A 10945-nucleotide genomic window follows, 5' to 3' on the forward strand; every position below is an offset into this window, starting at 1 on the left:
GCCTTTGAAGCTCAATCCTTTTGTGCAGGCCGGTATTGGCCTGTCGTTTGCCCTGCTGTGGTCCTGTCCGACCCTGGCGGCCCTGACTGAAGACCAGAACTTCGGTCTGGACGTGAAAATCACCGCCCAGTCCGAAGACGATCGCGACCTCGGCACCCAGCGCGGCGGCGACGTCAACGGTATCGGTCTGGACCTGCGTCCCTGGATCTACGGTGAGCGCGGTGCCTGGAGCGCCTACGCCATGGCCCAGGCCGTGACGTCTACCGACACCATCGAGACCGACACCCTGCAACAGTCCGATGACGCGACCGCGCAAACCGACAGCGGTGATCGCGAAGTCAAGAAGAACTACTTGGCCATGCGCGAATTCTGGATTGGCTATCGGGGCCTGACCCCTTACCCGGGCGAACAGCTGAAATTCGGTCGCCAACGCCTGCGCAACGAAGACGGCCAATGGCGCGACACCAACATCGAAGCCCTGAACTGGACCTTCGATACCACCTTGTTGCGGGCCAACCTGGGTGTCGCCGAGCGCTTCAGCGAATACCGCACCGACCTCAAGGAATTGTCGCCTGACGACAAGGACCGCCTGCACGTCTACGGTGACGTGGGCTACCAGTGGATGCCAGGCCAGTGGGCCGGAATCCGTGCCCACCATACCCACGACAATGGCAGCCTCGATTACCCGACCCCGGGCGAAGCCACCGATTCCCTGGACAAGACCCAGAACGGTGACCTGTCCTGGCTGGGCCTGGAAGCCAACAGTGACGCCTACAACTGGCGTAACACCAACACCGTCAACTACTGGGCCAGCCTGACCGGCATGACCGGCGATCGCGACACCGTCAACCCGCTCAACGCCGATGGCACGCGCCCCACGCAACTCAAGCGCAGTGACGACGTCGATGGCTGGGCCACCGACCTGGGCATCCGTCTGCGCCTGGATCCGCAGTGGCAAGTCGGTGCGGCCTATGCCCGCGCCAGCGAGGACTACGAACAGAACGGTCTGCAAAGCAACCGCTCGAACTACACCGGTACCCGTTCGCGGGTCCACCGTTTCGGTGAAGCCTTCCGTGGCGAAATGGCCAACACCCAGAGCGCCAGCCTGTTCGGTTCCTGGCAGTTGCGTGACGAATACGACGCAAGCCTGGTGTACCACAAGTTCTGGCGCGTGGACGGCAACAAGCCTGTGGGCAGTAACGGCATCAACGCGGTGGAAAACAACACCGACGATGTGACCGGCGCAATCCTGTCCACCTCGTCCCTGCCACTGCGCGACGGTAACAAGGACCTGGGCCAGGAAGTCGACCTTGTGGTCACCAAGTACTTCAAGCAAGGCCTGCTGCCGGCAGCGCTGAGCCAGTCCATCGACGAGCCGTCGGCGCTGGTGCGCTTTCGCGGCGGTGTGTTCAAGCCTGGCGACGCCTACGGCAAAGAGGTCGATTCATACATGCATCGCGCCTTTGTCGACGTGATCTGGCGCTTCTGATGCGAATGACCATGGGAGTGCCCGATATGAACCGCTACCTCAGGAACAGCCAGGCGATGAAAGGTTCGATCAGCCTGTTGGCCGCAGCGATGCTGCTGGCCGGCTCGTCGGCGTTCGCCAACGTTGAACCGGTGGTCAAACCGGGCAACGTGGTCAAGGAACTGCAGCAGGCCAAGACCTACACCGTCAGCAGCGCGCCGACCGCTCCGCTGGAACTGGCTGCGCCGACCCTGCCCGACCTCACAGGCTTCACCGCCGAAGCGGCCGCGGCCAAGATCGTGCGCAGCAAGCCCGGCAAGGTCAGCGTGCGCCGGATGATGCAGGAAAACGCCTTGAAGGACTTCATCGGCGGTGACAACAAGATGGCCGAGTGGGTGGTGCGCCAGCACGGCATCCCACAGGCCATCTTCATCGACGATGGCTACATGAACCTCAAGGACCTGGCCAAGAAAGTGCCCAAGCAGTACCTCAGGGAAACCTCGCCAGGTGTCTTCCTGGCCAGGATTCCGATTGTGGTGGGTGAAAAAGGCATTCTGGAAATCGACCAACAGACCCAGGAACTGCGCCTGTCCCAAGAGGGCGGCTCCTTCCTGGTCAACGATGGAAAGATGTTCATCCGCGACACCAAGGTCACCGGCTGGCGCGAAAAGGACAATGGCCCCGCCACGTTCCGCTCGGCCAACGAATTCCGTCCGTTCCTGCTGTCCTGGGGCGGCACCGAGACTTACATCGTCAATACCAAAATGGCCAGCTTCGGCTACGCCAACAGTAAGTCGTACGGGGTCAGTATTTCCCAGTACACGCCCAACATGGCCAAGGTCCTCAAGCGCCCGGAACCGACCGGCTGGATCATCGATTCCGAGTTCTCGGACATGTGGTACGGCTTCTATTGCTACGAAACCAACGACTTTGTGGTCAAGGGCAACACCTACAAGGACAACATCGTCTACGGCATTGACCCCCACGACCGTTCCCATCGGCTGATCATCGCCGACAACACCGTCTACGGGACCAAGAAGAAGCACGGGATCATTATTTCCCGTGAGGTCAACGACAGCTTCATTTTCAACAACCGCAGCTACGACAACAAACTCTCGGGCCTGGTGATCGACCGTAACAGCGTGAACAACCTGATCGCCTACAACGAGATCTACAAGAACCACACCGACGGCATCACGCTTTACGAGAGTGGTGACAACCTGTTGTGGGGCAACAAAGTGATCAGCAACCGGCGCCACGGCATCCGGATTCGTAACAGCGTGAACATCCGCCTTTACGAAAACGTGTCCATGGCCAACGGCCTGACCGGTCTTTACGGCCACATCAAGGACCTGTCCGACACCGACCGGGACATCAAGCTCGACCCGTTCGACGCCCAGGTCTCGCTGATCGTGGTCGGTGGTGAACTGGCTGCCAACGGCAGCGGCCCATTGTCCATCGACTCACCGTTGAGCGTTGAGCTCTACCGCGTGTCCATGCTCGCGCCGACCAAATCCAGCGGCATCAGCTTCTCGGGGATCCTGGGCGAGCGCCAGGATGAAATTCTCGACCTGCTGGTGCGCCAGCAGAAAGCCGTGCTGATCGACCCTGTCGAACGCCAGACTGAATTGCGGGACTGAGGATGACCTTTATGAACCCACAGATGATCAAACTTCTGGGCCTGTCCGCCCTGACTGCCGGCATTCTCGCCGCCACAAGCGGCGCGCGCGCCGCTGAAACCACAGCGCCTGTGTTCACTGCCGAACCGTGCTGCAACCTGTGCCCGGCTGCTTATGACGCGAAGAACTACACCACGCGCTATCAGCAGAACTTCACCACGCTGGTACAGGCCCAGGGCGATTGGCTGTTCCGTACCCAGGAAGACCTGCGTACCGAATTCAATACCACCCCGGCCGGCTACAAGCGCATGCAGCAGTTGCACGACGCGTTCAAGAAAAAAGGCGTTGAGCTGGTGCTTGTGTATCAACCGACCCGGGGCCTGGTGAACCGCAACAAACTCAACCCTCAGGAAAAGGCCAGTTACGACTTCGACAAGGCCCTGACCAACTACAAGAGCATGCTCGGGCGTTTCGCGCAGATGGGTTATGTGGTGCCGGACCTGTCGCCACTGACCAACGAAAACCTGCCCGACACCCTGCCGGCCCACGATTTCTACTTCCGTGGCGACCAGCACTGGACCCCGTACGGCGCCCAGCGCACGGCGAAGATCGTGGCCGAGAAGGTCAAGCAGATCCCGGCCTTTGCCGACATTCCCAAGCGTGAGTTCGAGACCAAGAAGTCCGGCCGCATGGGCAAGACCGGCACCCTGCACAACATGGCCGGCCAGCTGTGCGGCACCAGCTACGCGGTCCAGTACATGGACCAGTTCACCACCGAGCCTAAAGGCGAGGCCGGCGACGGCGACCTGTTCGGCGACTCCAGTGATCCGCAGATCACCCTCGTGGGCACCAGTCACAGCGGCAAGAACTACAACTTCGCCGGCTTCCTTCAAGAAGCCATCGGCGCTGACATCCTCAACGTCGCCTTTCCCGGCGGCGGTCTGGAAGGCGCGATGATCCAGTACCTGGGCAGCGAAGAATTCCAGAAGAGCCCGCCGAAAATCCTCATCTGGGAATTCTCGCCGCTGTATCGCTTGGACCAGGAAACCATCTATCGCCAGATGATGGCGCTGCTGGACAACAACGGTTGCGAAGGCAAGCCCGCGCTGATGAGCAGCAAGACTGCCCTCAAGCCCGGCAAGAACGAATTGATGGTCAACAGCAAGAACATGGACCTGCGTAACGGCAGCCACCAGATCGATATCCGCTTCGCCGATACGTCGGTGAAAACCTTACAAGCCACCCTCTGGTACATGAATGGGCGCCACGAGGATATCAAGATCGAAAAACCGGACACTTCCGAAACCGACGGACGTTTCGCCTTCCAATTGCGCACCGACGAGGACTGGGCTTCCCAGAACCTGCTGGCTGTAGAAGTCCAGGGACCTGAAGCCGGTGCCGAGCCACAGCAAATCGAAGCGAAAGTCTGCAAACGCAACGCATCTCCGCAAGCCGGGCAACAAACGGCTCAAATCGGACAATGAGGTCTCGTCTCATGACTAGAACCATGCGCACCCGAACGTTGAAAACGCTGCTGGCGCCGTCCCTGCTGACCCTGGCGATATTCGCCGGCGCGACGCAGGCCGCGGCCCCGCTACGCCCGCCCCAGGGTTACTTCGCACCGATTGAAAAATTCAAGACGGGCAGCTCTGACGAGCGCTGCGAGGCAGTACCGACGCCCTACACGGGCGCCCTGCAATTTCGCAGCAAGTACGAGGGTTCCGACAAGGCCCGCGCAACGCTGAACGTGAAATCGGAAAAAGCCTTCCGTGATGCCACTTCCGACATCACCCGGATCGAACGCGGCGTCAGCAAGCAAGTGATGCAATTCATGCGTGACGGCCGCCCCGAGCAGCTGGAATGCACCCTGAACTGGCTGACCGCCTGGGCCAAGGCCGATGCGCTGATGTCCAAGGACTTCAACCACACCGGCAAGTCCATGCGCAAATGGGCCCTGGGAAGCATGGCTTCGGCCTACGTACGCCTGAAGTTCTCCGAGTCTCGCCCACTGGCCAATCACCAGGAGCAGGCGCAACTGATCGAAGGCTGGTTCAGCAAGATGGCCGATCAGGTGGTGAGCGACTGGGACAACCTGCCGCTGAAAAAAATCAACAACCACTCCTACTGGGCCGCCTGGTCGGTGATGGCCACCGCCGTGGCGACCAACCGCCGCGACCTGTTCGATTGGGCCGTCAAGGAATACAAGGTCGGCGCCAACCAGGTCGACGCCGAGGGCTTCTTGCCCAACGAACTCAAGCGCAAGCAACGAGCCCTGTCCTACCACAACTATGCCCTGCCGCCCCTGGCGATGATCGCCAGTTTCGCCCAGGTCAACGGCGTGGACCTGCGCCAGGAAAACAACGGCGCCCTCAAGCGCCTGGGTGACCAAGTGCTGGCCGGGGTGAAAGACCCGGAGATATTCGAAGACAAGAACGGCGACGAGCAGGACATGAAGGATCTGAAAATCGATTCCAAGTTCGCCTGGCTGGAACCGTTCTGCAGCCTCTACACCTGCCCCGAGGATGTGCTGGAACGCAAGCATGAAATGCAACCGTTCAAGACGTTCCGCCTCGGCGGGGACTTGACCAAGGTGTACGACCCGTCATGGGAAAAAGGCGAAAAGGGTAGCTGATGCCGTATCCCCTGCCTGGCAGGGGAGCTGTGGGAGCAAAGCGTCTGAAATGTAATAAAACCTCCCGGTTTTCATGGGGGGGTTTGGGGGGGCTCTGGCCCTTGACTGTTGATTCAACATGGAGAGATCGGGATGGTATTTTCATCCAATGTGTTCCTGTTCCTGTTCTTGCCGATCTTTCTCGGCTTGTACTACTTGAGCGGGCAACGCTATCGCAACCTGCTGTTATTGCTGGCCAGCTATGTGTTCTATGCCTGGTGGCGCGTGGACTTCCTTGCGCTGTTCGCCGGCGTCACCCTGTGGAACTACTGGATCGGCCTGAAAGTCGGCGCCGCCGGCGTGCGCACCAAACCGGCCCAGCGCTGGCTGTTGCTCGGCGTGGGTGTGGATCTGTGCATCCTGGGCTACTTCAAGTACGCCAACTTCGGTGTGGACAGCCTCAACGCGATCATTACCGGCTTCGGTCTCAATCCGTTCATCCTGACCCACGTGTTGTTGCCGATCGGGATCTCGTTCTACATCTTCGAGTCCATCAGCTACATCATCGACGTGTATCGCGGTGATACCCCGGCAACTCACAACCTGATCGACTTCGCAGCGTTCGTGGCGATCTTCCCGCACCTGATCGCCGGCCCCGTGTTGCGTTTCCGCGACCTGGCCGATCAGTTCAACAACCGCACCCACACCCTGGACAAGTTCTCCGAAGGCTGCACGCGCTTCATGCAGGGCTTCATCAAGAAGGTGTTCATCGCCGACACCCTGGCGGTGGTGGCCGATCATTGCTTTGCCCTGGAGAACCCGACCACGGGCGATGCCTGGCTCGGCGCCCTGGCCTACACCGCGCAACTGTACTTCGACTTCTCCGGCTACAGCGACATGGCCATCGGCCTGGGCTTGATGATGGGCTTCCGTTTCATGGAGAACTTCAAGCAGCCCTACATCAGCCAGTCGATTACCGAGTTCTGGCGGCGCTGGCACATCAGCCTGTCGACCTGGCTGCGCGATTACCTCTACATCACCCTGGGCGGCAATCGCAAAGGCACGCTGATGACCTATCGCAACCTGTTCCTGACCATGCTGCTCGGTGGTCTGTGGCACGGCGCGAACATCACCTACGTGATCTGGGGTGCCTGGCACGGTATGTGGCTGGCCATCGAAAAAGCGGTGGGTATCAACACCACGCCACGCAGCATCAACCCGATCCGTTGGGCACTGACGTTCCTGCTGGTGGTGATGGGCTGGGTGATCTTCCGTGCCGAGAACCTGCACGTGGCCGGCCGCATGTATGGCGCCATGTTCAGCTTCGGTGACTTGTCGCTGTCGGAACTGACCCGTGCCAACCTCACCGGCCTGCAAATCGCCACGCTGGCGGTGGCCTACGCCACCCTCGCCTTCTTTGGCCTGCGCGATCTCTACACCAATCGTCCACCGGTCAAGACCAAGCCTGAAGTGAACACCGAGGCCGATGGCCCGGCCACTGCACAACCTGGACTGATCAAGGCTGTACCGGGCGACAACCCGTCGAGCATTCATCAACCGGGCTACACCGTGGGCGTCGAAGCCCAGGTGCAACCGGCGTACTGGGTCGCTGACTGGCCGCGCTACGTGATGCGCACGCTGGTGCTGGTGCTGTTCATCGCCTCGATTCTCAAACTCTCGGCGCAAAGCTTCTCGCCGTTCCTTTACTTCCAGTTCTGAGGGATCTGAACATGACCCGCTCATTACGCATCTTCTACATCGCACTGTTCCTGCTGACCTTGACGGTCCTGGGCCTGTGGTCGGTGCGCAGCTTCTTCGGCTTCAGCACCAACCCTGATGCGACCGTGCTCAACGGTCGTTGGAGCAAAGCCGTCGAGACGCACTACGACGACGAGTTCCCGATCAAGCGCCTGGGCACCAACATCTGGGCGGCACTGGACTACAAGCTGTTCAACGAGGGCCGCAAAGGCGTGGTCCTGGGTCGCGATCAGTGGCTGTACAGCGACGAAGAGTTCAATCCGATCGTCAACGAAGAGCAAAACCTGCAAGGCAACTACGCGCTGGTCGAAGGCGTGCGCCAGAAGCTCAAGGAACAGGGCATTACCCTGGTGATGGCGATCGTGCCAGCCAAGGCGCGCCTCTACCCGGAACACTTGGGTGAAGTGAAGCCGTCCAGCATTCACGCCAACCTCTATCAGGATTTCCATGCCCGTGTGGCGGCAGACAAGATCCTGGCCCCTGACCTGCTCGGCCCGATGCAACAGGCCAAGCAAAACGGCCAACAAGTGTTCCTGCGCACCGACACCCACTGGACTCCCGAAGGCGCGCAGGTCGCCGCCGAGATGCTGGCGAAGACGATTGCCGAGCGCACCCCACTCAACGGCGAGCCACAACGTTTCGTGACAACGCCAGCGGAAAAAATCATCCACAAGGGCGACCTGCGTCAGTTCCTGCCTCTGGACCCGCTGTTCGAAAACCTGATGCCAGCCCAGGAGCCGCTGGTCAAGCGCACCACCCGTGAAGCCGACGATCAGCCGGCCGAAGGCGACGCGCTGTTTGCCGATGCCCAAGTGCCGGTGGCGCTGATCGGCACCAGCTACAGCGCCAACCCCACCTGGAACTTCGTCGGCGCCCTCAAGCAGGCCCTGAACAGCGACGTCGTGAACTACGCCGAAGACGGCCATGGCCCGATTCTGCCGATGCTCAGCTACCTCAAGAGCGACGCCTTCAAGAACAGCCCGCCCCAGGTACTGATCTGGGAGTTTCCTGAACGTTATCTGCCTGTGAACAACGAAATCGGTGACGCCGACCCGCAGTGGGTCGCAGAACTCAAGCAAGCCGGCGCACGCCAACAGAACGTAGCCGCCAACACCCCATCCGAGACGCCCGACCGGGCGCAAAACTGAAAGAGAGGTCCACCATGACTTTCACTACAACTCCTCGCCGTCTCGCCGCTCGCTCCCTCAAGGCCGTTGCCCTGGTTGCCAGCATGAGCGCCCTTTCACTGTCCGCCTTTGCCGGAGGTGACTCGGCCCTGTATGGCCCGGTTGCGCCAAAAGGGTCGAGCTTCGTGCGGATATACAACGCCAGCAACGCCGAAGTCAGCGCCACCGTTGGCAGCACCAACCTGAGCGACGTAGCACCACTGGCCAGCACCGACTTCAGCTTCATGCCTGGCGGCGACTACAGTGCCAAGGTCGGCAGCCAGACCGTCCCGGTAAAACTGGCTCCCGATCACTATTACACCCTGGTCAACAACGCCAGCGGCCAGCCTCAGTTGATCGAAGAACCGCCATTCAAGAACAAGCAGAAATCCCTGGTTCGCGTGCAGAACCTTAGCGACAAGCCGCTGACCCTCAAGACCGCCGACGGCAAGACCGAAGTGGTCAAGACCGTAGCGGCCAAGAGCCGTGGCGAGCGTGAAATCAACCCGGTGAAAGTGAGCCTGGCGCTGTTCGACGGCGACAAGAAAGTCGGCGACCTCAAGCCCGTGGCCCTGGAACGCGGCGAAGCGGCCGTGCTGTACGTCACCGGCTCCGGCAGCAGCCTGTCGCCAGTGTGGGTAAAACGCCCGGTGTCGACCCGATAAGAGCAGCGGCAAGTTTCCAGCTTCAAGCGGCAAGCTTTTGCTTGCAGCTTGAAGCTCAAGGCTTGCCACTGCCGCAGGAACAACAACAAGAGAGTGAAACGACAGAACGCAGTAGCTCTAAAAACCATTTCGATTTGTAGGAGTAACAAACATGATTCCGGTGATCTTGTCAGGTGGTAGCGGCTCACGTCTTTGGCCGCTTTCGCGCAAGCAATTCCCTAAACAGTTCCTGGCCCTGACCGGCGAACATACCCTGTTCCAGCAGACCCTCGAGCGCCTGGTGTTCGAAGGCATGGACACCCCGATCGTGGTCTGCAACAAAGACCACCGGTTCATCGTCAACGAGCAGTTGACCAACCGCAAGCTGGAAGCCCAGCGCATCCTGATGGAACCGTTCGGGCGCAACACCGCGCCGGCCGTGGCCCTGACGGCGATGATGCTGGTCAATGAAGGCCGCGACGAGCTGATGCTGGTCCTGCCAGCCGACCACGTGCTGGAAGACCAGAAAGCCCTGCAACGTGCGTTGGCCCTGGCCACCGTGGCCGCCGAGCGTGGCGAAATGGTGCTGTTCGGCGTACCGGCCACCAAACCGGAAACCGGTTATGGCTACATCAAGTCGACCAACGATGCCCTGCTGCCTGAAGGGGTGAGCCGCGTTTCGCACTTCGTCGAAAAACCCGACGTCAAGCGCGCCACCGAGTTCGTCGAAGCCGGTGGTTACTTCTGGAACAGCGGCATGTTCCTGTTCCGCGCCAGCCGTTTCCTCGAAGAGCTGAAAAAACACGATCCGGACATCTACGACACCTGCCTGCTGACCCTGGAGCGCAGCGAACAGACGGCCGATACCATCACCTTTGACGAAGCCACTTTCGCCTGCTGCCCGGACAACTCCATCGACTACGCGGTGATGGAAAAGACCCAGCGCGCCTGCGTGGTGCCACTGTCGGCCGGCTGGAGCGATGTCGGCTGCTGGTCGTCGCTGTGGGAAGTCAACGCCAAGGATGCCAACGGCAACGTCACCAAGGGCGACGTCGTCGTCCAGGACAGCCGCAACTGCATGATCCACGGCAATGGCAAGCTGGTGTCGGTGATCGGCCTGGACAACATCGTGGTGGTCGAAACCAAGGACGCCATGATGATCGCCCACAAGGACAAGGTCCAAGGCGTCAAGCAAATGGTCAACACCCTCAACGCCCAGGGCCGCACCGAAACCCAGAACCACTGCGAGGTCTATCGTCCATGGGGTTCCTATGACTCGGTGGACATGGGCGGTCGTTTCCAGGTCAAGCACATCTCGGTCAAGCCGGGCGCATGCCTGTCGCTGCAGATGCACCACCACCGCGCCGAACACTGGATCGTGGTCAGCGGCACCGCTGAAGTGACCTGCGACGAGAACGTGTTCCTGCTCTGCGAAAACCAGTCGACCTACATCCCGATCGCCTCGGTTCATCGCCTGCGCAACCCGGGCAAGATCCCGCTGGAAATCATCGAAGTGCAGTCCGGCAGCTACCTGGGCGAAGACGATATCGAACGCTTCGAAGACATCTACGGTCGCTCCACCCCGGTCGAACGCGGCGTGTCGGTGAAAACCATCGCTCAATAACGATCAGCAACGATCAGCAGAACAAGAAGCCCCCGTCCAGCCCACTGCGTCCCCT

At 60.4% G+C, this 10945-nt stretch carries 8 protein-coding genes; all 8 read left to right on the top strand.

Going from position 1 to position 10945, the window contains the following annotated elements:
- Positions 1-4 precede the first annotated feature (4 nt).
- The 8 genes from MKS85_RS04375 (at position 5) to MKS85_RS04410 (ending at position 10890) form a co-directional block, all read left to right on the top strand.
- Positions 5-1489, top strand: a complete 1485-nt coding sequence (locus tag MKS85_RS04375) for an alginate export family protein (protein WP_047228909.1) — start codon at positions 5-7, stop codon at positions 1487-1489.
- A gap of 26 nt (positions 1490-1515) precedes the next feature.
- Positions 1516-3108 carry a mannuronan 5-epimerase AlgG gene (gene algG, locus MKS85_RS04380; RefSeq protein WP_047228842.1) on the top strand — a complete coding sequence of 531 codons (1593 nt, stop codon included), beginning with the start codon at positions 1516-1518 and terminating at the stop codon, positions 3106-3108.
- Positions 3109-3119: 11 nt separating this feature from the next.
- The gene (locus MKS85_RS04385) at positions 3120-4571 is read left to right on the top strand and encodes an alginate O-acetyltransferase (protein ID WP_139049195.1); all 1452 of its coding nucleotides are present in this window, start codon (positions 3120-3122) and stop codon (positions 4569-4571) included.
- Between the two features lie 23 nt (positions 4572-4594).
- Positions 4595-5719, top strand: a complete 1125-nt coding sequence (locus MKS85_RS04390; protein ID WP_139049262.1) for a mannuronate-specific alginate lyase — start codon at positions 4595-4597, stop codon at positions 5717-5719.
- A 132-nt stretch (positions 5720-5851) separates the two neighbouring features.
- Entirely contained in the window at positions 5852-7417 is a 1566-nt protein-coding gene (locus MKS85_RS04395) for an MBOAT family protein (protein ID WP_047228839.1), read from the top strand.
- A gap of 11 nt (positions 7418-7428) precedes the next feature.
- Positions 7429-8604 carry an alginate O-acetyltransferase gene (locus MKS85_RS04400; RefSeq protein WP_107321917.1) on the top strand — a complete coding sequence of 392 codons (1176 nt, stop codon included), beginning with the start codon at positions 7429-7431 and terminating at the stop codon, positions 8602-8604.
- Between the two features lie 14 nt (positions 8605-8618).
- Entirely contained in the window at positions 8619-9287 is a 669-nt protein-coding gene (locus MKS85_RS04405; RefSeq protein WP_047228837.1) for an alginate O-acetyltransferase AlgF, read from the top strand.
- Positions 9288-9438: 151 nt separating this feature from the next.
- Positions 9439-10890 (top strand): mannose-1-phosphate guanylyltransferase/mannose-6-phosphate isomerase, encoded by a 1452-nt coding sequence (locus tag MKS85_RS04410; RefSeq protein ID WP_047228836.1) that lies wholly within the window; start codon positions 9439-9441, stop codon positions 10888-10890.
- The last annotated feature ends 55 nt before the right edge of the window (positions 10891-10945 follow it).

Source organism: Pseudomonas sp. JL2 (genome assembly GCF_031570495.1).
Lineage (GTDB): Bacteria > Pseudomonadota > Gammaproteobacteria > Pseudomonadales > Pseudomonadaceae > Aquipseudomonas > Aquipseudomonas rhizophila.